This is a genomic window from Gordonia caeni (genome assembly GCF_039537105.1).
GTDB classification, from domain to species: Bacteria; Actinomycetota; Actinomycetes; order Mycobacteriales; family Mycobacteriaceae; genus Gordonia; species Gordonia caeni.
Genome location: NZ_BAAAZW010000003.1, coordinates 15,122 through 35,132 on the forward strand (window position 1 = coordinate 15,122; position 20,011 = coordinate 35,132).

Below are 20,011 nucleotides of genomic sequence, written 5' to 3' on the forward strand. Positions count from 1 at the left end.
CGAGCCCGAGTCGAAGGGTGCCGCCGCCCTCCCCGAACTAGCCCGAATCGGCGCGTCCGCGCCGCCAGCCGCCCAGCTCTTCCGGTGCTTCGCCGAAATGGTCGGGGTCGCCGCTGCCGTACCAGGCCACCAGGATGGCGCCGATCACCGAGCCGACGAAGCCGGCCACGGCGAGCCAGGCGAGCCCGGATTGGGCGTGGTCGCCGAGGAACATCACGCCGATGATGCTGGGACCGGCGGTCTCGCCGACCACCAGCACCGCGGTGACGCCGTTGACCGCTCCGACCTGCAGGGCCACCGTCTGCACGTAGAAGCCGCTGGCACCGGCGACGGCAATCGCCCAGGCGGCGGGATCGGTGATCAGCGCGACGGTGTCGAAGGGCTGCACGCCTTCCAGGACGCGGACCGCGATCGCGATGATGCCGAACTGCAGACCGCCGGCGAAACCGCCGACGAAGGCCGCGTAGTTCGCGTGCCGGTACACCCCGAACAAGCCGATGGCGCCGACGGCGAAAGCCGCGGCCAGCAGGCCCCAGTGGAAGGGCATGGCGGCGTGGTCCTGGGTGTGCGGCGACGACGAGATGCCCAGCAGACACAGCGACAGCACCACCAGCCAGATGGCCACCCAGTCGCGGGTGTGCAGGGTGATGTTGAGCATGAAGGTGCCCACCAGTGCGGTGACCACCAGATTCGCCGAGACGATCGACTGCGCCAGGAACAAGGGCAGGAAGCGTGCGGCGACGGCACCACCGGCGAAACCGACCACCACCATCACGGTGCCGAGGATGAACGCCGGATCGCCCAGGGTCGCCACGGTCGACGACATGGTCGGCGGAGCCGACGACTCGCCGAGCGGAGTCTGGTCGTCGTCGCCGGATTCGGCGCGCTCTGCCACTGCCACCCGCCGTGCACCCAGCGCCCGCAGCACGGTGGACATGCCGTAGGCGACGGCAGCCATCATCGCTGCGATGATTCCGAGTGCGTACACGTCCGGATCCTTCGAGTCGCAGGGGAGGGGTGTGGGGCGCCACGCAGGCGGCATCGGCCCGCGGAGCACGCTCCGAGAATCCGGTGCATGAGAACGCTATCAGGCCCTGCGGACAAGGGAGGCTACGCTGTGCGGTGTGGAGGCAGGCGAGCGTAAGCACATTCTGATCACCTTTGGCCGATCTTTCCTGACCCTGAACCTAGCGCGGCTGCTGGCTGCCGCTGGTCACCGGGTCAGCGTCGCCGACAGTCTGCCGATCGCAGTCAGTCGCTATTCGAAGGCGGTGACCGGGTTTCACCGGGTCAGTCCGCCGAAGTACCGGCCGCAGGAGTACTGCCGCGAGATCGCGGGCATCGTGGAGTCCGAGGGCATCGACATGGTGATCCCGATCCACGAGGAGACCGACATCCTGTCGATGATGGCGGGGCTGTTCCCCCCGACCTGTGATCTGTTCCTCTCGGATTTCGAGACCGAGGACATGCTGCACAACAAGCTGTCGTTCCAGGAAGCCCTGCAGAACATGGGGATTCCGACGCTCAAGTTCGCCTCCATCGCCGGCCCCGACGACATCGCCGGGCTCGATTTCGACACCCCGTTCGCCGTCAAGCAGGCGTATTCGCGTGGCTCCCAGCGGGTCTACAAGGCTTACCCGGGTGACACTCTGGACCAGTTGACCTTCGATCCCACCAATCCGTGGATCGCCCAGGAATGGATGGAGGGCGACCGCTACTGCACCTACTCCATCTGCCGCGACGGCGAGATGTTCGCGCACGCCGCCTATCCGGTGAGCTACGCCATCGACGGTTCGTCGTGCCTCACCTTCGAGCAGGTGGAGCATCCCGGCATCGAGGCGTGGGTGCGGGACGTGGTGAAGCGGACCAAGTTCACCGGGCACATCGGCTTCGACTTTATCGACCACCCCGAGCGGGGGCTCCACACGATTGAAGCCAACCCGCGTGCCACCAGCGGCATCATGATGTTCACCCCGGAGGACCGGATCGACCGCGCCTTCTTCGGTGAGAACGAGGAACTGATCACCCCGCCCACCGGGCGCGTCCGGATGATCGGCATCGGCATGGCTCTGTACGGCTGGCGCAAGGATTCACTGCCGGGCAACAGCTTCCGCCGGTTCCTGCGTGACTTCCGCGCCGCCGACGACGTGATCGCCGAGAAGGGCGACATGGGGCCGGCGATCATGCTGATCCCCGCCTACACCAACATCCTGCGCAACAGCATCAAGTACCGCGTCGGCCTGGCCGGCGGCTTCATGCACGACCACGAATGGGACGGTCACCAGATCTGACCGCGACGGCGAAATCGATGATGCGTGCGGTCGCGGTGCGATCCGGGTCCAGCATCAACCCGCCGTGCGAAAGTCCGTTGACCTGAACGAATTCGGAGTCCGGGATCATCTCGGCGGCCGCGTACGACGTGGCCGGCGGAAAGAACAGGTCGTTCTCGTAGGCGATCACCAGCGTCGGCACGTCGATGGCGGCCAGACGCTCGCGGGTCGGTTCCCCGGCCAGCATCCAGCTCTGCGAGGCGGCGAGCTGACCGTGCTGCCCGTCCGGTGACGTCCAGGAGCTGTCACCGTCGATCAGCATGTCCCGCCAGACGCGGACGGTCTCACCTTCCTGCAGCGACGACGGCGCCAGCGTGGTCATCAGCGTCTCGAAGGCCATCACCTCGGCGGGCACCTCACCGAGCCGCTCGAACAACCCCAGCTCCATCTCGTTGACCAGCTTGCCGATCTCCGAGGAGGCCAGTCCGGCGCACATCACGACACCCTGCGCGGTGCCCGGCCGTCGTTCCAGCAGCGCCTGCGTCACATAGCAACCCATCGAATAGCCGACGAGGATCGCCTCGTCGACGCCGAAGTGATCCAGCAGCAGGGCGGCGTCGTCGGCCATGACGGGGATGTCGTACGGGGGCGGTGGCGCATCGGATCCGGCGACGCCACGCGCCGAATACGAGATGACGCGGAATCCGGCCTCGACCAGCCCCTGCGTGACTCCGGCGAACTGCCACGTGGCCTTCGGCATGCCCATCCCCGGATTGAGCAGCACGGGTGGGCCGTCGCCCTCGACGGTCACCGAGAGGCCGACGCCGTTGGGCAGGACTACGCGCTCGCTGTCGGACACGGAACCGAGTTTAGGTCCGCGTTCGATTCACCGTGCCGTGATCCCCCGCCGACGGGCATGATGGCGGAGTGATCGTTGTGGACCGCCTCACCAAGAGGTACCGGAACCTGCTCGCGGTGGACGACGTCTCGTTCTCGTGCCATCCCGGACAGGTGGTGGGTTTCCTCGGGCCGAACGGTGCGGGCAAGTCGACCACCCTGCGGATCCTGACCGGTCTCACGCCGCCCAGCGCGGGCACCGCGACCATCGGCGGCTACCTCTACCGCGACATCCCCAACCCGGCCGTGCAGGTGGGCACCCTGCTGGATGCCTCCGCCTTCCACTCCGGACGCAGCGCCCGCGAGACCTTGCGGCTCAGCGGGCAGATCATGGGGCTGCCGCCGGAGCGCGCAGACCAGTTGCTCGACCTGGTCGGCCTGACTCCAGGCGAATCCCGCCGCCGGGTGGCGAACTATTCACTCGGCATGCGTCAGCGGCTCGGGGTGGCCAACGCCCTGCTGGGCGACCCGAGCGTGCTGATCCTGGACGAGCCGGTGAACGGCCTCGACCCGGCCGGCATCCACTGGATGCGCGGCGTGCTCCGCGGCTTCGCCGATGCGGGCGGCACCGTGCTGCTGAGTTCACACCTGCTGCACGAGATCGAATTGATCGCCGACTACATCGTGGTGATCGGCCAGGGCCGGGTGATGGCGCAGGGGCCCAAGGAATCGCTGGCCGGGGTGCCGGGCAGCCAGGTGCGGTCCACCGACGACGCGGCCCTGGTCTCGGCCCTGGCCGCCGCGGGCCTGCGCTGCCGTCCGTCCACCGAGGGCGGCGTGTACGTGGAGTCCTCCACCGAGGAGGTGGGCGCGGTGGCAGCCGCCTCGGCGATCGTGCTCACCGAACTCCGCTCGGCCGGCACCGGGAACCTGGAACGGATGTATCTGCAACTGACCGCCGGGGCGCAACGCGGGCCCGCGGCGGGACCGCCCGGAGTCCCGTATCCGGCGGGACCGAACCCGCCCGGGCCGGGAATGGGCCATCCGAGAGGTGTCGCATGAGTGCCCCGCCGGCCGCCCCGCGCGGCATCGATCCGCACCTCGGGTCCATCCCGTTCTGGCGCGAGATCGCCGTCGAGCTACGCAAGCTGGTCGGCACCCGCGGACCGTGGATCCTGCTGGGCCTGCTCGCCCTGGTGTGGATCGCCATCCTGGCGGTGCTGGTGTTCGGCGAAACCGTGACGTTCTCCGGCAGTGTGCAGGCCTTCGGCAATATGACGCGCATCTTCGTCGCCATCCTGACGATCCTGCTGGTGACCTCCGAGTGGGGGCAGCGCTCGGTGCTGACCGCCTTCACCCTGGAGCCCCGCCGTGAGCGGGTGATCGCGGCCAAGCTCGCCGCCGCGCTGATCGGCGCCGCGACGCTGTTCGGGCTCGCCGTCGCCCTCTCGGCGGTGATCACCGCGATCCGCGGCGGTTCCTTCGACGGAGCGGCGGAAGTCGTGCGGTACGGCGGCGTCCGGGCATTGTTCGACGTCCTCATGGCGTTCGCGATGGCCCTCGCGGTGCTCAACACCGCCGGGGCGATCGTCGCCTATCTGGCGCTCCCCGACGTCGTCGTCCCGGCGCTGCTGTTCCTGCTCTCGTTCTCCACCTCGGGTGCGCAGCCGGGCTTCGAGGGACACTCGACGCTGTTCAACACGCTGGCGCCGTGGATCTATCCGCAGGACGCGATGTCGTCGCTCAACAGCGCCGACATCGGTGCGCAGGATTGGGCGCACGTGCTGGTGTGCGCGGTCATCTGGATCGGTGTCCCGGGGCTGCTCGGCGTATATCGGGTGATGACGTCGGAAGTGAAATGACGGCACGGCGACAGCGGCGCTGACCGCCCGATATTCGGATCGGACGAGCGCGGCAGGGAAAGATTTTTGAGCGGCTCCGGGCGCCCGGTCCATCGGCTACCGTCCTGGGTGTGACTGCCCTGACCGAACTGTTGAGTCCAGACGCCATCGCGCTGGACGTCGAAGCCGATGACTGGCAGGCGGCCATCGGCGCCGCCGGGGCTCTGCTGACCAGTACCGGGGTCGCCACGGCCGAGTACACCACCGAGATGGTCGATGCGGTGCTCGAGAAGGGCCCGTACATCGTGATCGCACCGGGCTTCGCCTTCGCGCACGCGCGGCCGTCCCCGGCCGTGCTGCGCACGGGACTGTCGTGGGTGCGGCTGGCCCGCCCGGTGGCGTTCGGGCACACCGCCAACGATCCGGTCGATCTGGTGGTCGCCCTCGCCGCCACCGACGCCAAGGCGCACACCACGGCGATGGCCGAACTGGCCAAGGTGATCGGCGACGCCGACCGCCGCGCCGCCCTCGAAGGCGCGCAGAACTCCGCCGAAGTGATGGAGATCCTCGAAGGCGTCGGCGCCGCCGCGGCGCCGGTGGCCGCGGCGAGTGCCGCCGCCACCCCGGCCGACACCGCGTCGGCGGGATCGCGGCGCACCAACAACAAGATCCTCACCGTGTGTGGCAACGGCGTCGGCACCAGCCTGTTCCTCAAGAACACGCTGGAGAAGGTCCTCGCCGAATGGGGCTGGTCGCCCTACATCGAGGTGGAGGCCACCGACACCATCTCCGCCAAGGGCAAAGCCAAGGAGGCCGATCTGATCCTCACCTCCGGTGAGATCGCCAAAGCCCTCGGCGACCTCGGTGTGCCCACCACCGTGATCGAGAACTTCACCAGCACCGCGGAGATCGACGCCGCGCTTCGCGCCAATTACGACGTCTGAGAGGCAGCGGCATGAACTGGCTTGTCACGATCGCCGAATTCATCGTCAACGAGATCCTCGCGGTCCCGGCGTACCTGATCGGCATCATCACCGCGGTCGGCCTGGCCGCGCTCCGCAAGAGCGTCGGACAGATCATCGGCGGCGCGCTCAAGGCGACCCTGGGCTTCCTGCTGATCGGTGCCGGCGCCACCCTGGTGGTCGCTTCGCTCGACCCGCTGGGCACCATGCTCAGCGGCTCCACCACCTCGCACGGTGTGGTGCCCACCAACGAGGCGATCGTCGGCATCGCCCAGAACACCTACGGCGCGCAGGTCGCGTGGCTGATGATCCTCGGCTTCGTGATCAGCCTGGTGCTCGCGCGCTTCACCCCGCTGCGTTACGTCTTCCTCACCGGTCACCACACGCTGTTCATGGCGACGCTGCTGACCATCGTGCTCGCCACCAGCGGCCTCAACGCCGTCACGGTGGTGATCGTCGGCGGTGTGCTGCTCGGCGTGGTGATGGTGTCGCTGCCGGCCATCTCCCAGCCGTGGACCAAGCGGATCACCGGCGACAACACCATCGCGATCGGCCACTTCGGCACCCTCGGCTACGTGGTGGCCGGTGTGGTCGGCCGCTGGACCGGCGGTAAGCGCAGCCGCTCCACCGAAGACCTGAAACTGCCGGAGTCGTTGCGCTTCCTGCGTGACTCGATGGTGGCGACCGCGCTGTCGATGGTGCTGATGTACCTGATCGTCTCGCTGATCTACGTCGGCCGCGTCGGCAGCACCGAGGCGTACCTGGCGTACGCCGACGCCGACGGCATGGGCGGCTCCACCGGGATGGGCAACTTCCTGATGAGCGGCGTCACCATGGGGCTGAGCTTCGGCGTCGCCGTCGCGGTGATCCTGTTCGGCGTCCGCACCATCCTCGGCGAGCTGGTCCCGGCCTTCCAGGGCATCGCCGAGCGGATCGTGCCCGGTGCGGTGCCCGCGCTGGACGCGCCGATCGTCTTCCCGTACGCGCAGAACGCCGTGCTGATCGGCTTCCTGTCCAGCTTCGTCGCCGGACTGGTGGGCCTGGCGGTGCTGGCCTCGTGGCTGGGACCGGCGTACGGCTGGGCCCTGGTGTTGCCGGGCCTGGTCCCACACTTCTTCACCGGTGGTGCGGCGGGCGTCTACGGCAACGCCACCGGTGGCCGCGTCGGCGCCATCTGCGGCGCCTTTGCCAACGGTCTGCTGATCACCTTCCTGCCCGCCCTGCTGGTGGGCGTCCTCGGCGGCTTCGGCGAGGAGAACACCACCTTCGGCGACGCCGACTTCGGCTGGTACGGCCTGCTTCTGGGCAATGCGGCCAAGATCGGCGGGGTGCCCGGCGTGATCGTCATGATCGCGATCGGCGCCGTCATTCTGGCCATCGCGATCGTCGTGCAGAAGAAGCTGGTCGAAACCGACTGGGACCCCTCGCCCGGCCGTCCACTGCCGGGAGCCGGCGACCCCGCCGGCCCGGGTAACCCGGAGATGGCTCTCGCGAGCAAGACCTTCGCGAAGATTCCGCCGCCGGCAGGCGCCCCGAAGCCGCCGCCCCCGCCGGAGGCCTGAGCCCGACGAACCGGTATTCCGTACGCAAGAAATATTGGACATGCCGTCTTTAGGGTGAGGGCACGGCGCCGGTGACTTCCGGTGCCGAGTCTTACACCTCTATGGACGGAGTACCTCCATGAAGAAGTCAGCGATCATCGCGGGAGCCTTCTCGCTGATGCTGGTGGTCGGAGCCTGCGGCAGTACCGACTCGGACACCAGTACCACCCACAGCTCACATCCGGCGTCGCATTCGGAGTCCGCCCCGAGCGAGGTGACCACCACCGTCACCGACGAAGAGTCACCTGCGGCGACGCCGGCACCCGTGGAGCCGAAGGCACAGCCCCAGCCCGAGCAGGACGACGATCCGGGCGGGCATCCGTGCACCGACCAGAGCGGCGCCCCGGGCCATCTGATCGCCGGCAGCGGCGGCGGCTGGGTTTGCGAGATCACCGGCGACGCCCCGCAGGCCGACGCCCAGCGGCACGCCGATCACGACGACGATCCGGGCGGCCATCCCTGCTCGGACCAGAGTGGTGCGCCCGGCCATCTGATCGCCACCAGTGACGGTCAGTGGGTCTGCGAGATCACCGGGGACGCCCCGCAGAACTGACCGGACCGAACGGACAGCCGACGAATAGCGGGGACAGAGGGAATCTCCCTCTGTCCCCGCTATTTCGCTGCTCTTCAGCGCACCGGCTGGGTGCAGCTCGACGGAGCGGCCACCAGGGAGCAGAAGGTGGCGGGCCGGGTCGGCCGGTACGCCGGCCCCACCCCGTTGGCGGAGATGATCTTGCGGTAGGCAGCCACCGCGGGGGTCGGTTTGCGGCGCAGCGACGGATCGGTCTTGACATCCACCGTGTACAGGCCGAAACGCGGTGTGTAGCTGCCCCACTCGTAGTTGTCGGTCAGGCTCCAGTAGTTGAAGCCCATCACGTCGATGCCGTCGGCGCGGGCCCGCTGGGTCCAGTAGACGAGGTCGCGCACGTGGTCGGCGCGGCGATAGCCGTCGGGCCGCGGCCGGGCGTTCTCGGTGGGCATGCCCGTCTCGATCACGTACAGCGGCTTGCCCGGGTAGCGCCGCGAATAGTCGCGGAAGGCGTAGTACAGGCCGTCCGCGGACACCGGCGCCTCCCAGGAGCGGTCCGCGATGATGTTCGCGGCGCCGAGTTCGGTGGGGCTCACCGAGTAGTAGTAGTCGAAGCCGACGAAGTCGAGCTTGTCGCGCACCCGATCCAGGAACACCGTGTCCAGCGCCGGCTGCACGGTGGGGATGTACGCGGTGTTCGAGGAGACCATCGCGCCGGGGTCGCGGCGGTGGATGTGGTCGTAGATCTCGCGGTGCACGTGGACCAGGCGGTCGAGCATCACCGGTGCCAGCTGCGGTGCGAGGCCGCCGAACCGCACCTCCTGCATCAGGTACGCCGCCGGCTCGTTCACCGTGATCCACAGCGGATGATGGTGGGCGTAGCGGTCGACCACGCGGCGCTGGTGCCGCAGCCACGCCGCCGGGGTCCGCGCATCGGCCCAGCCGCCGCGGTCGGCGATCCAGCCCGGATAGACCCAGTGGTCGAGGGTCAGCATGGGGCGCATGCCCGCCGCGGTGATCTCGGCGATCACATCGTCGTAGTAGGCGAACTCGTCCTGGTCGATGCGGCCGGGCGACGGCTCCAACCGCGCCCACTCGATTCCCACGCGATAGACCTTCGCGCCCAGCGCCTTCGCCAGCGCGATGTCCTCGCGATAGCGGTGCCGGAAGTCCACGGACGTGCCGATGTCGTCGTGCGTGGCGGCCGAGCGCGCATAGCGCCGCCAGTTGCTGTCCGGGGACGAGCCCTCGGTCTGGAAGCCTGAGGAGGCCACACCCCACAGGAAGTCGTCGGGCAGCCCCGGGGCGGCATCCGCTCGGGCCGGCAGCATCGCCATGAGGGTCGCGACCAGGCACAGCACTGTCGCGAACGTCGTCGTCCGCAAAGAGGTTCGCATGCCGTGAGTCTGGCCTACCCGGGGCCGGGGGATGTCCGATATTCACAGATCGGGTGCGGGGAAGTTCAGTGCCAGAACGCCAGCATCGGCCAGGCGACGGCGAACGCGGTCGCCAGGCCCACCAGGGTGATCGGGACGCCGAATTTGACGAAGACCGTCGTCGTGTAGTTGCCGGGTTCCATCACCATCAGGTTCGACTGGTGGCTGTATGGGTTCAGGAAGGTGAACGAGATGCAGGTACCGATCAAGATCAGCAGCAGCACCGGATTGAGGTCCATGCTGTGCGCGATCGAGATCGCGACCGGGGTGAGGATGCTGGCGGCGGCGGCATTGGTGACGAAATTGGTCAGCAGCGTGGTGCCGATCGCGATCACCGCGACCATCAGCGGAAGGCTGCCCGAGGAGAGCTCGATGATGCCGCCGGAGATGTAGCCGCCGAGGCCGCTCTCGATCACCATCACACCGAGCCCGATGGACCCGGCGATGATCGCGAGAATGTTCCAGTCCAGGGCGCGCACCGCCGACCTCGGCGTCAGGACGCCGCTCACCACCATGGCGGCCGCGCCCGTCCCGGCGATCAGCTCCACCGGGGCCAGCCCGAAGGATGCGGCCACCACCACCGCGGTCAGGATGCCCAGGGCGATCCAGGTCTTGCCGGGCTGCGGGGCCTTACCGGCGGCGTCCTGCCAGAGACCGACGAACGGGTGATTGTTCAGCACCTCCCGCGACGATGTCGAGACGAACACCGTCGCGCCGGGGCGCAGCGGGGTGTCGCGGAAGCGCTTGGCGGTCTCGGCGGCCACCACCAGCAAGTCCTCGTCGTCTTGCAGGTCCCGGATGCTGCCCGCATCGTTGGAGCTCACCGTGACCGCGAACAGGTGGTGCGGCGCAAGCCCGAAGCGGGGGCTGGTCCACAGCATGCGGACGCCGGCCTCGGTGGCCTGGTACACCAGGATATCGCCCTCTTCGATGGGGCTGTCGAGCACGACGGACTCGCCCCAGCGGCGGACGTCGATCAACTCGTATTCAACGGTCTTGGCGATGCCGAGTTCGGCGGCGTTGCGCCCGACGCTGACGGCTTTGCCCGAGACCGGGATCTCGGTGCGCCAGCGCAGCTCCTTCTCCTTGATCCGGGCCTTGCCGCGCAACAGGTATCGGGAACTGACGAAGATGGCGATCCAGCCGGCCAGGGCGACCGGTGCGGCGACGGGCACGAACGAGAACATGCTGAGACGGACGCCTTCCTCCTGCGCCATGCCCGCGATGATCAGGTTGGAGCTGGTGCCGATCAGCGTCATCGAACCGGCCAGCGTGGTGGCGTGGGCCACCGGCAGCAGCACCGACCGGGCCGGGATCCCGGAGCGCTGCTGGAGTTCCTTGGTCGCCGGGATCAGCATCGCGACGATCGGCGTGGTGTTGATCAGCGAGCTGATCAGGCCGACCGGTGGGATCAGGCGGATCAGGGTCTGCGCCGAGGTCCGCACTCCGGACAGCAGGCGGAAGGTGACGCGGGAGATCACACCCGTGGCGAGCACACCCTTGGCGATCACCAGCATCGCGGCGATGGTGATGACGCCGCCGTTGCTGAGGCCGGAGAACAGTTCGGCGGGAGTGGCGATGCCGGCGATCCCGGCGACCAGCAGCGCGATGATCAGCGCCAGGATGGCCGGAACCCGGCCGCTGGTCATCGCGATCAGCGTCGCGACCACGATCACCGCTGTCAGTATCGCCATCAGTTCGCCCCCCGGCGGTCTTGCTCGCTCCGACCGGCTAGAGCAGGACGCCCGGATTGAACAGGCCCTGCGGATCCAGGGCGTTCTTGATGGTGGCGGTCAGCTCCATCACGTCGTCGCCGAGCTGCGCGGGCAGCCAGCCCTTCTTGAGCCGGCCGACGCCGTGCTCGCCGGTGATGGTGCCGCCCATCTGCACGGCCAGCCCCATCACCTCGTCGAAAGCCGACTGGGCGCGGCGGGCCTCGTCGTCGTCGGTGGGATCGAAGACGATCAGCGGATGCGTGTTGCCGTCGCCGGCGTGGGCGATCACCGCGATGGTGACGTCATGTGCGGCGGCGATCGCGGCCACCCCGTCCACCAGGTCCGGCAGGGCCGGCAGCGGCACCCCGACGTCTTCGAGGAGCAGCGAACCGTGCCGCTCCACGGCGGGGATGGCGGCGCGGCGGGCGGCCGTGAAGGCCTCGCCGTCGTCGGGGTCGTCGGTGGTGAAGACCTCGTCGGCGCGATTGTCGCGGAAGGCCTGCTCGATCAGGGCGATCTCGGCCATGCCTGCCGGTCCCGGTGCGTCGGACTGGGCGATCAGCATGGCGCCGGCAGTACGGTCCAGACCCATCGCCAGCATGTCCTCCACCGCGCCGATCGTGGTCTGGTCCATGAACTCGAGCATCGCCGGGCGGGTCTGGGAGGTCACCGCGAGCACCGCCTTGCTGGCGTCGTGGACGGTGGGGAAGATCCCGACCACGGTGCAGGCCGCGTTCTGCGCCGGCAGCAGGCGGACGGTCACCTCGGTGATGATGCCGAGCAGGCCTTCGCTGCCGACGAACAACCGCGTCAGGGAGAGTCCGGCGGTGTCTTTGAGCTGTTTGCCGCCGAGGCGGACGGCGCGGCCGTCGGCCAGGACCACCTCGAGGCCGAGGACGTAGTCGACCGTGACGCCGTACTTCACGCAGCACAGGCCGCCGGCGTTGGTGGCCGCGTTGCCGCCGATGGTGCAGATCTCGAACGACGACGGATCCGGCGGATACCAGAGGCCGTGCTCGGCGGCCGCCGCCTTCACCTCGGCGTTGAACATGCCGGGGGCGCACACCGCGGTGCGGGTGGCGGTGTCGATGGTGACGCCGCGCATCTTCTCGGTGGTGATCATCAGGGCGCCGTCGACGGCCGTCGCCCCGCCGGACAGGCTGGTGCCGGCGCCGCGGGTGATGATCGGGACGGCGTGCTCGGCGCACCAGCGGACGGCGGTCTGCACGTCGGCGGTGCTCTGCGCGCGGACCAGCGCGAGCGGGGTTCCGGCGGTGGGATCGGCGGCCCGGTCCTGCCGGTAGGCGGCCAGGATGTCCGGGTCGGTCACCACCGTCTTGTCCGGCAGAGCGGCGATCAGACTACTGACGTCAACCATCTGTCCAGGGTGTCAGAAATCGTGGTGGGCGGTCCGGGAGTCGATCGAAACCCGTCGAGGCGATCACGGACGTGAATCTCGGCGCTTGAACCGACCGTGGCGGTCTCTCCGAGCGCCAAAACCTGGAGGCCGCCCGATGTTCACCGGCATGTCGCCGGCCGGTCGGCCGGCGTCACCGTGCGGTCACCGCGAATCCAGCTCCCGCTGCGACGCTGGCCTGCGTGCCGAATCCGCTCTCTGCCAACTTCTCTCGCCGCACCTTCGTCGGCGCCGCCGGTGCCGGGATGGTGGGCGTGGGCCTGGCCGCCGCTCCCCGGGCGGTGGGCCGGCCGGGCAGCGCCGCGGTCTTCGCCCACGGAGTGGCCTCGGGGGACCCGCTGCCGGACCGCGTGATCGTGTGGACACGCGTCACCCCGACGCCGGAGGCGACGGCCGGTTCCGGCCGCGGCGCCCCGGTGAACCTGCGCTGGGAGCTCTCGCCGGCGGCGGACTTCTCGGCGATCGCGGCCACCGGCACCGTCGTCACCGACGCGGCCCGCGATCACACGGTGAAGGTGGATGCGGCGGGCCTGACGCCGAAGACGCGGTACTGGTACCGGTTCCGGGTGCTCGACGGCGCGGCCGCGGGGACGGTGTCGCCGGTCGGCCGGACCCGGACCGCGCCGGCAGACGGTGACGACGTCGCTCGGGTGAAGTTCGGGGTGGCGAGCTGCTCCAACTGGGAAGCAGGCTACTTCGGCGCGTACCGGGAACTCGCCGAGCGGTCCGACCTCGACGCCGTCGTGCACCTCGGCGACTACATCTACGAGTACGGGGCCGGGGAGTACGGCGGAAAGTCGGGTTCGGTGCGCACGCATCGGCCCGCGCACGACATCGTCTCGCTCGCCGACTACCGGATCCGGCACGCGCAGTACAAGACCGACCCGGATCTGCGGGCCGCGCACGCCGCGCACCCGTTCATCTGCACCTGGGACGATCACGAGTCCGCCGACAACGCCTGGCTTCGCGGCGCCGAGAACCACGACCCCGCACGCCAGGGCTCGTGGGCCGCGCGGAAGGCCGACTCTGAGAAGGCCTACTACGAGTGGATGCCGGTACGGCCGCAGATCAGCGGCACCGGGCGGCACCTGTACCGGCGACTGCGGTACGGGCGGCTGCTGGAACTGTCCATGCTCGATCTGCGCACCTACCGCGACAAGCAGGTGTCGATGACCTCGCCGAAGGCGGATTCGGCGTCGACCTCGATCACCGGCCGCGCCCAGATGCGGTGGCTCACCGGCGGCGTGGAGACCTCACAGACCACCTGGCAGATCATCGGCAATCCGGTGATGATCTCGCCGGTGCTGTTGCCGCCGCTGGATCCCGAACGCAGCCGGATCCTGACCGAGCTGCTCGGTCTGCCGTCGGACGGGGTGCCGCTGAACACCGACGCGTGGGACGGATACACCGCCGACCGGAAGACGCTGCTGTCGGCGATCGAGCGGAGCGGGCGCAAGAACGCCGTCTTCATCACCGGCGACATCCACATGTCGTGGGCGTGCGAGGTGCCGCGCGAGCCGGCGAACTATCCGGGCGCCGGCACGGTGGCGACCGAGTTCGTGGTCACCTCGGTGTCGTCGAACAATCTGGACGACATGGTCTCGGTGCCCGAGCAGACGCTGGGGACCCCGGCGGCGGCGGCGCTGATGGCGACCAACCGGAACACGCGCTGGGTGGAGACCGACGCCCACGGCTACTCGGTGCTGACGGTGACTCCGGCTGCGACCCAGATGGATTGGTACTTCGTCGCCGACCGCACGGTGCGCCGTTCGCCGTTCCGGCACGCGCAGTCGTGGCGGGTGGCCTCCGGTTCGCGGCGGCTGACCCGGGTGTCCCGGCCGGCCTAGGAACCGGCGCGCGGCGTCAGCCGATGACGATCGGCGGCAGGCCCGGGATCGGGTTCGGCAGCGTGCGCCGGGTGTCGGGACGCGTGGTGGGCCGCGGCCGCGGGCCGAGCGGGGCCTCGGTGGTCTGGGTGGGCGCCGACGTGGCCGTGGGGCTGGGCGGCGGCGTGTAGCGCTTCATCGTCGCGCGGGCGGCGCGCAGTTCACTGGGGGGCGCGGCGGCCGGAGTGTCGCCGTCGGCCACTTCCTCGGCCGTCTCGTCGGCGGTCGCCGTGGACAGGGTGGACGGGGTGGGGTGGTCGTCGCCCAGCAGGGTCGCCGCGGCCACGCCGACTCCGCCGACGGCGATGATCGACAGCGCCGCGACGGTGAGAATCACCTTGCTGCGCCGGGGGTTCCGGGTCCGGGCGGCCGGCACCTCGGCGGCCGGGGCAGCGGCCCACGCGAGCGACGACGGTTCCGGGGCGACGGCCTCGAAGGCGTGCGTGGTGTCGTCGTCGCCGGCGAAGGTCGGGGGGAACGGATCGCCGGGTAGCAGCATCGAGAAGCCCCGGTCGGTGAGGGACTCCCAGAGCCCGGGCCAGTCGTCGGTGCCCGGGCCCAGGAAGACCGCGGCCACCGGTTCGCGGCCGGCCAGCTCGGCGATCAGGCCGTGGGCGCGATTGACCTCCGGCACCGTCGCCGCCATCACGGTGTCCAGGGTGACCGGGACCAGCCGGAGCCGGCCGGTGCCCATCAGCAGGACGCTGTCGCGCTCGATCAGGGAGTCCCGTGCGCGCCGGCAGAGATCGAGGAGCTCGGTGAAGTTCTCCGGGTCCGCGGCTCCGGAGACCGCTTCGCTGTCGCGCAGGTAGCCGGCGATGCGCATGTCGAGCACCGTCGGGGTGATCCGCGGTTCGCTCACGGTCTGAGTGACGGTCAGGTCGGGATCCAGGCGCGCCGCCCAGAGACCGTCGTCGCCGAAGTTCAGAGCCAGCACCGCTCCCGCAGCGCCGGCCGGGATCGAGAAGTTCTCGAGCCAGGCGGGGCGGTCGGGAGTCGGAACGGTCATGTCGGCAGCGAAGTCATTTCTGGAAGTTCAGGTAGGCCTTCGACGGCGTCGGGCCGCGCTGCCCCTGGTACTTGGAGCCCATCGCGGCCGAGCCGTACGGATTCTCCGCCGGAGACGACAGGCGGAACAGGCACAGCTGGCCGATCTTCATCCCGGGCCAGAGCGTGATCGGCAGGTTGGCGACGTTCGACAACTCCAGCGTGATGTGCCCGGAGAAGCCGGGGTCGATGAAGCCGGCGGTGGAGTGGGTCAGCAGGCCGAGGCGACCGAGCGACGACTTGCCCTCCAGGCGGCCCGCGAGGTCGTCGGGCAGGCTGCACACCTCCAGGGTGGAACCCAGCACGAACTCGCCGGGGTGCAGCACGAAGGGCTCGCCCGCGGTCGGCTCCACCAGGGTGGTCAGCTCGTCCTGGCGCTGCGCCGGGTCGATGTGGGTGTACCGGGTGTTGTTGAAGACGCGGAACACGCTGTCGAGCCGCACGTCGACGCTCGAGGGCTGCACGAGGTCGGCCTCGTAGGGATCGATCCCCAGACGCCCGGAGTCGATTTCGGCGCGGATGTCGCGGTCGGAGAGCAGCACAGGGTCGAGGTTATCCGACGTGGGCCTTCCGCATCCTCCTGGCCGCATCCTCCCGGCCGGGGTTTGCTACTCTAGCGAGCGCAGCCAGGTCCCCGTCGACGGTGGTCGGGCCGCGAAACGCCGATGTAGTTTAGTGGTAGAACATCAGCTTCCCAAGCTGAGAGTGCGGGTTCGATTCCCGTCATCGGCTCCACCATCGCCGCAGGTGACGACGCGGCGTTCACGGACTCCGCAGGGCATCGACCACTTCGGTCTGGGTTCCGCTCAGGTACCAGACGAGCGCGAGGAACGCCCACACCAAGCACGACATCCCCGCCCAGACGATCAGGTTCGCGCGACGGTAGTGGACGAGGCAGGCGATGAACTCGCGCAGGAACGCCGCGGGCACGTAATACCGTGCGGTCGGTGCGCCCACGACGGTCGCATCGAGGCCGAGCCGGCGGGTCAGCGAGGCAGCGCGCAGGACGTGGAAGTCGCTGGACACGACGGTCAGGGTCGGCGCGGGGAGTCCGCGCTCGGCGAGCACGGTGCGCGTGTTGACCAGGTTCTCCTCGGTGGTCGTCGACGTGTCCTCGCGGACGATCCGATCCTCGTCGACGCCGGCGCTCAGCGCGTAGCGGGCCATCGCCTCGGCTTCGGAGATCACCTCGTCGTCGCCTTTGCCGCCTGACAGGACGAGCAGCGGCTCGCGTCCGGGTCCTGCAGCGGCGGAGAGCATCTCGATCCCGTGATCGATGCGGGAGGCGAGCAGGGGCGTCACCTTGTCACCGGACAGGCCCGACCCGAGAACGACGACGGCGTCCGATCGGACCGGTCTGCCGATGCGTCCGTAGAGGACCGCGTACGCGGCGTAGCCGACCAGAGCGATCACGATCATCGCGATCGGGATCACGACGAACGTCACGAGGAGTCCGATGGCCGTGTACGAGCCTGCCGACAGCAGGGCCGCGGCGGTGGCGATCGTCGCGACGAGCACGATCAAGAGGAACAGACCGAACACGGCAGGAACCAGGGTGGCGACCCGAAGCCCCTCGCGGCGCACCACTGTCACCGCGTTCACTAGCAAGTAGACGCCTGCCGCAAGAAGCGCGAGCAGCACCAGTGCGATCGGTCCGAAGACCGCCATGTCGGTGAGATCGGACTCGGGAGACGCTATGGACGCCACGAGGACGAGGAAGATCCAGGTGGCGACGACACAGCCGATGAGCGCCATGCCGTGACCGGTTCGCCGGGGTTCGCGCGCGATCCGTATGCCGGTGATCGCCCACGACACCAGTGCGAGAATTCCGAAGCAGATCGTCGCGATCGTCATTGCGGCAATTTCGTATCGGGTGAGCTGCCGTCAGTGACCTTACCGAGACGGTGTACCGGACCGTGACGTCAGCCCTCGATGAGCACCCGATTACGGCCCGGCGGTCCAGACCGAGCCGCCACACATTATGGCCCGACCGGACGGATCGACGGCCACTTGATCCTCCGGGGAGCTACACGGGTCGCCGATGTTGTGCACCTCGCCGGAGTTGGCGGCGTGCCTGACCCACGCGTAGCCGTCGCCACCCGCATAGATGCACACCAGGCTCTGCCCGTCGGCGGAGGTGCCGAAGCTGCGGACCTCCGATTCGAAGCACGGTCCACCCTGCACCACCGCCGAGCCGGTGGGCGCCGGCGGTACGTACGCCGGCTCGGTCTCGACCGGGGGCGGGGGTGGCGGCGCAACCGATTCGACGACGGTCTCGGTGACCGGCGGTGCGGCCGCCGGTTCGTCGTCGCCGGACATGACGATGAGCGTCACGGCCACACCGACGCCCGCCAGGAGCACGGCGGCGAGGATGCCGAGCATCGCGGTCAGTACCCCGGATCTGCCGTCGCGCGCCATGGTGCCCCCTTCGGAACGTCGTCCCGATCAGTCTGTCACCGACCTACGACCGAACCCGACGTACGACCGAACGCGGGCTGCGGCCTAACCGTCGCGGAGGCCGCGGATCTCGCCGCGCAGGCGCGCCATCCGGCTGTCGAGGTCGGCGGCGGTGTCGGCGGCTTCGGCGAGCTCGCCGAGTAGACTCGGCGGCACCGCGGCGTCGTATTTGTAGTAGATCTGGTGCTCGACGCTGGCCCAGAAGTCCATGGCGATGGTGCGGATCTGCAGTTCGACGGGAATGTGCTCCGTGCGGTCGGACAGGGCCACCGGGATCTGGACCATCAGGTGCAGGCTCCGGTAGCCGTTCGGCTTGGGTGCGGCGATGTAGTCCTCCACCTCGAGCACCGTGATGTCGGGCTGCTCGGTCAGGATCTTCTTGATCCAGTAGACGTCCGAGACGAACGGGCACACCACCCGGACCCCGGCGATGTCCTGGACGGCCTCGGCGACCTGTTCCAGCGAACCGTCCGCGCCGCGCTTGCGCGCCTTGTCGACGATGCTCTGCGGAGACTTGAGGCGCGAGCGCACGTGCTCGATCGGGCTGTGATCGTGGGTCTCGGCGAACTCCTCGCGCAGGATGTCGATCTTGGTCGTCAGCTCGTCGATGGCGAACTTGTAGCGGAGGCGGAACATACTGAGTTCCCGCCAGACCTCTTGCAGCTCGCCCCGGGACTCGACGAGGGTCTCCAGAGCGGACACCAGTTCCGACGACGTCTCGCGCCCGGCGCAGGCCCTGGGCGTCACCCGCGCGGCGGAATCGTCGCTCCAGGCCGGACCATCAGCTGAATCCATGCCATCGACAGTACTGACGGCACGCGTCGATCCTTGCGGGCGGCAACGTGCCCACGACGGCACGAAAAGCTCAACCTTGGTCGTCCGGGTGATGGCACGATTCAGCGATGTTGTGCACCTCGCCCGAGTCGGCGGCGTGACCTACCCACTTGTAGCCGCCGTTCGCGCCCATGTGGGTGCACACGGTCTCTCCCCGCAGGCCCACAGGCTTCAGGCGTCGACGCGCTCGCGTTTGGCGGCCTCCCGCGCCAGGAAGCGGTCGCGCTGTTCCTCGAACCGCGTTGCCTCTTTGTCGGTCTGCTCCAGCCAGGCGGCGAGTTCCTCGCGCGACTTCTCTCCGCGGGCGCCGAAGTCGGTGCGATCGAAGATGCCCCACTTGCGCATGACGGGCCACACGACGTCGTCGAGGTGCTGGCGAATGTCGTACACGCCGTACTTGGCCATGAGCAGACTCATGCGCCGGAAGTTGGGCATTCCGATACCCGGCATGGCGAAGTTGGTGAGCACCGAGGTGATCGCCTCCATCGCCTGGTCGGGGGCCAGGTCGAGCGCCGCCGCACAGATGTTGCGGTAGAAGATCATGTGCAGGTTCTCGTCAGCGGCGATGCGCTGGAGCATCTTGTCGGCGAGGGGATCGTTGCACGCCTTGCCGGTGTTGCGATGGCTGACGCGGGTGCCGAGTTCCTGGACGGTCACGTACGCCACGCCGCGGAGCAGTCCGTTGAGATCGTCGGAGTGCGCTCCCTTGGTCATGTTCGTCATCCGGTCGTTCTCGAGCGCGACCGGATCCACACCGCGCGTCACGACGAGATAGTCCCGCATCACGATGGCGTGGCGGTTCTCCTCGGCCGTCCAGCGGCCGACCCACGTACCCCACGCGCCGTCGGGTGAGAAGTACTCGGTGATCTCCCGGTGGTACGACGGCAGATTGTCCTCAGTCAGCAGATTGAGCGTCATCGCGGCCTTGGCCACCTCGCTCAGCTGTGACTGTTCCGGATCCCAGTCCTCGCCGCCCATCGCCGCGAAGTTGCGTCCCTTATCCCAGGGGACGTAGTCGTGCGGATGCCATTCGCGCGCGAGAGACAGGTGGCGATTCAGCTCTTTCTCGGCGGTGGGTTCCAGTTCGGTGAGCAATTGGAGTTGAGTCAGATCTGCCGGCACGGGCTGGTGCCTCCTGGTCCTGATCGTGAAATGTGATTGACCGCACACTAGGCCACG

The 20,011-nt window shown here is 68.9% G+C and carries 18 protein-coding genes and 1 tRNA gene; 8 read left to right on the plus strand and 11 right to left on the minus strand.

All coding sequences use genetic code 11. The features are described from left to right. Nucleotides 1-37 precede the first annotated feature (37 nt). Nucleotides 38-988, minus strand: a complete 951-nt coding sequence (locus tag ABD732_RS05210; protein WP_344781326.1) for an EamA/RhaT family transporter — start codon at nucleotides 986-988, stop codon at nucleotides 38-40. A 136-nt stretch (nucleotides 989-1,124) separates the two neighbouring features. On the opposite strand from ABD732_RS05210, the gene ABD732_RS05215 reads away from it, so the two are divergent. Continuing rightward, complete coding sequence (locus tag ABD732_RS05215; RefSeq protein ID WP_344781328.1) at nucleotides 1,125-2,291, plus strand: ATP-grasp domain-containing protein; 1,167 nt, start codon at nucleotides 1,125-1,127, stop codon at nucleotides 2,289-2,291. On the opposite strand, the gene ABD732_RS05220 is transcribed toward ABD732_RS05215, so the two are convergent. Next, complete coding sequence (locus ABD732_RS05220) at nucleotides 2,254-3,129, minus strand: alpha/beta fold hydrolase (RefSeq protein ID WP_344781330.1); 876 nt, start codon at nucleotides 3,127-3,129, stop codon at nucleotides 2,254-2,256. The genes ABD732_RS05215 and ABD732_RS05220 overlap by 38 nt on opposite strands. Nucleotides 3,130-3,197: 68 nt before the next feature. Here ABD732_RS05220 and ABD732_RS05225 point away from each other — a divergent pair, with 68 nt between their 5' ends. The 5 genes from ABD732_RS05225 to ABD732_RS05245 all read left to right on the plus strand — a co-directional run bounded on the left by ABD732_RS05225 (nucleotide 3,198) and on the right by ABD732_RS05245 (nucleotide 8,064). Further along, a complete protein-coding gene (locus ABD732_RS05225; protein WP_344781332.1) occupies nucleotides 3,198-4,169 on the plus strand; it encodes an ABC transporter ATP-binding protein in 972 nt (323 codons plus the stop codon). Next, the gene (locus ABD732_RS05230) at nucleotides 4,166-4,969 is read left to right on the plus strand and encodes a hypothetical protein (RefSeq protein ID WP_344781334.1); all 804 of its coding nucleotides are present in this window, start codon (nucleotides 4,166-4,168) and stop codon (nucleotides 4,967-4,969) included. The genes ABD732_RS05225 and ABD732_RS05230 overlap by 4 nt, the downstream gene beginning before the upstream one ends. 110 nt (nucleotides 4,970-5,079) lie before the next feature. After that, complete coding sequence (locus ABD732_RS05235) at nucleotides 5,080-5,892, plus strand: PTS sugar transporter subunit IIAB (protein WP_344781336.1); 813 nt, start codon at nucleotides 5,080-5,082, stop codon at nucleotides 5,890-5,892. Between the two features lie 11 nt (nucleotides 5,893-5,903). Then, nucleotides 5,904-7,472, plus strand: a complete 1,569-nt coding sequence (gene ulaA / locus ABD732_RS05240) for a PTS ascorbate transporter subunit IIC (protein ID WP_344781338.1) — start codon at nucleotides 5,904-5,906, stop codon at nucleotides 7,470-7,472. A gap of 118 nt (nucleotides 7,473-7,590) precedes the next feature. Next, the gene (locus tag ABD732_RS05245) at nucleotides 7,591-8,064 is read left to right on the plus strand and encodes a hypothetical protein (RefSeq protein ID WP_344781340.1); all 474 of its coding nucleotides are present in this window, start codon (nucleotides 7,591-7,593) and stop codon (nucleotides 8,062-8,064) included. Nucleotides 8,065-8,138: 74 nt separating this feature from the next. On the opposite strand, the gene ABD732_RS05250 is transcribed toward ABD732_RS05245, so the two are convergent. The 3 genes from ABD732_RS05250 to ABD732_RS05260 all read right to left on the minus strand — a co-directional run bounded on the left by ABD732_RS05250 (nucleotide 8,139) and on the right by ABD732_RS05260 (nucleotide 12,569). Beyond that, complete coding sequence (locus ABD732_RS05250) at nucleotides 8,139-9,437, minus strand: family 1 glycosylhydrolase (RefSeq protein ID WP_344781342.1); 1,299 nt, start codon at nucleotides 9,435-9,437, stop codon at nucleotides 8,139-8,141. A 65-nt stretch (nucleotides 9,438-9,502) separates the two neighbouring features. Then, nucleotides 9,503-11,170: an SLC13 family permease gene (locus ABD732_RS05255; protein WP_344781344.1), complete on the minus strand. Its 1,668-nt coding sequence runs from the start codon at nucleotides 11,168-11,170 to the stop codon at nucleotides 9,503-9,505. 37 nt (nucleotides 11,171-11,207) lie between these two features. Beyond that, the gene (locus ABD732_RS05260; protein ID WP_344781346.1) at nucleotides 11,208-12,569 is read right to left on the minus strand and encodes an FAD-binding oxidoreductase; all 1,362 of its coding nucleotides are present in this window, start codon (nucleotides 12,567-12,569) and stop codon (nucleotides 11,208-11,210) included. Between the two features lie 284 nt (nucleotides 12,570-12,853). Here ABD732_RS05260 and ABD732_RS05265 point away from each other — a divergent pair, with 284 nt between their 5' ends. After that, a complete protein-coding gene (locus ABD732_RS05265) occupies nucleotides 12,854-14,455 on the plus strand; it encodes an alkaline phosphatase D family protein (protein WP_344782002.1) in 1,602 nt (533 codons plus the stop codon). Between the two features lie 16 nt (nucleotides 14,456-14,471). Here the strand turns inward: ABD732_RS05265 and ABD732_RS05270 are convergent, their stop codons facing one another. Next, nucleotides 14,472-15,503, minus strand: a complete 1,032-nt coding sequence (locus tag ABD732_RS05270) for a superantigen-like protein SSL4 (RefSeq protein WP_344781348.1) — start codon at nucleotides 15,501-15,503, stop codon at nucleotides 14,472-14,474. A 13-nt stretch (nucleotides 15,504-15,516) separates the two neighbouring features. Continuing rightward, the gene (dcd, locus tag ABD732_RS05275; RefSeq protein ID WP_344781350.1) at nucleotides 15,517-16,083 is read right to left on the minus strand and encodes a dCTP deaminase; all 567 of its coding nucleotides are present in this window, start codon (nucleotides 16,081-16,083) and stop codon (nucleotides 15,517-15,519) included. A 119-nt stretch (nucleotides 16,084-16,202) separates the two neighbouring features. On the opposite strand from dcd, the gene ABD732_RS05280 reads away from it, so the two are divergent. After that, nucleotides 16,203-16,276: transfer RNA gene (locus tag ABD732_RS05280), tRNA-Gly, on the plus strand. A gap of 27 nt (nucleotides 16,277-16,303) precedes the next feature. Here ABD732_RS05280 and ABD732_RS05285 read toward each other — a convergent pair. The 4 genes from ABD732_RS05285 to ABD732_RS05300 form a co-directional block, all read right to left on the minus strand. Continuing rightward, a complete protein-coding gene (locus ABD732_RS05285; RefSeq protein ID WP_344781352.1) occupies nucleotides 16,304-17,395 on the minus strand; it encodes a YdcF family protein in 1,092 nt (363 codons plus the stop codon). A 90-nt stretch (nucleotides 17,396-17,485) separates the two neighbouring features. Continuing rightward, nucleotides 17,486-17,959, minus strand: a complete 474-nt coding sequence (locus ABD732_RS05290) for a flagellar basal body-associated FliL family protein (protein ID WP_344781353.1) — start codon at nucleotides 17,957-17,959, stop codon at nucleotides 17,486-17,488. Between the two features lie 84 nt (nucleotides 17,960-18,043). Further along, nucleotides 18,044-18,793, minus strand: a complete 750-nt coding sequence (locus tag ABD732_RS05295; RefSeq protein WP_344781355.1) for a GTP pyrophosphokinase — start codon at nucleotides 18,791-18,793, stop codon at nucleotides 18,044-18,046. Between the two features lie 210 nt (nucleotides 18,794-19,003). Continuing rightward, nucleotides 19,004-19,954, minus strand: coding sequence for an acyl-ACP desaturase (locus ABD732_RS05300; protein WP_344781357.1), 951 nt, complete (start codon nucleotides 19,952-19,954; stop codon nucleotides 19,004-19,006). Nucleotides 19,955-20,011: the final 57 nt, after the last annotated feature.

Bases quoted from the DNA above. Each gene is read 5' to 3' on its own strand.
- ABD732_RS05230 (WP_344781334.1), top strand. From the start codon at position 4,166: ATGAGTGCCCCGCCGGCCGCCCCGCGCGGCATCGATCCGCACCTCGGG.
- ulaA (WP_344781338.1), top strand. From the start codon at position 5,904: ATGAACTGGCTTGTCACGATCGCCGAATTCATCGTCAACGAGATCCTC.
- ABD732_RS05245 (WP_344781340.1), top strand. From the start codon at position 7,591: ATGAAGAAGTCAGCGATCATCGCGGGAGCCTTCTCGCTGATGCTGGTG.
- ABD732_RS05250 (WP_344781342.1), bottom strand. From the start codon at position 9,437: ATGCGAACCTCTTTGCGGACGACGACGTTCGCGACAGTGCTGTGCCTG.
- ABD732_RS05255 (WP_344781344.1), bottom strand. From the start codon at position 11,170: ATGGCGATACTGACAGCGGTGATCGTGGTCGCGACGCTGATCGCGATG.
- ABD732_RS05260 (WP_344781346.1), bottom strand. From the start codon at position 12,569: ATGGTTGACGTCAGTAGTCTGATCGCCGCTCTGCCGGACAAGACGGTG.
- ABD732_RS05265 (WP_344782002.1), top strand. From the start codon at position 12,854: ATGGTGGGCGTGGGCCTGGCCGCCGCTCCCCGGGCGGTGGGCCGGCCG.
- ABD732_RS05270 (WP_344781348.1), bottom strand. From the start codon at position 15,503: ATGACCGTTCCGACTCCCGACCGCCCCGCCTGGCTCGAGAACTTCTCG.
- ABD732_RS05285 (WP_344781352.1), bottom strand. From the start codon at position 17,395: ATGACGATCGCGACGATCTGCTTCGGAATTCTCGCACTGGTGTCGTGG.
- ABD732_RS05290 (WP_344781353.1), bottom strand. From the start codon at position 17,959: ATGGCGCGCGACGGCAGATCCGGGGTACTGACCGCGATGCTCGGCATC.
- ABD732_RS05295 (WP_344781355.1), bottom strand. From the start codon at position 18,793: ATGGATTCAGCTGATGGTCCGGCCTGGAGCGACGATTCCGCCGCGCGG.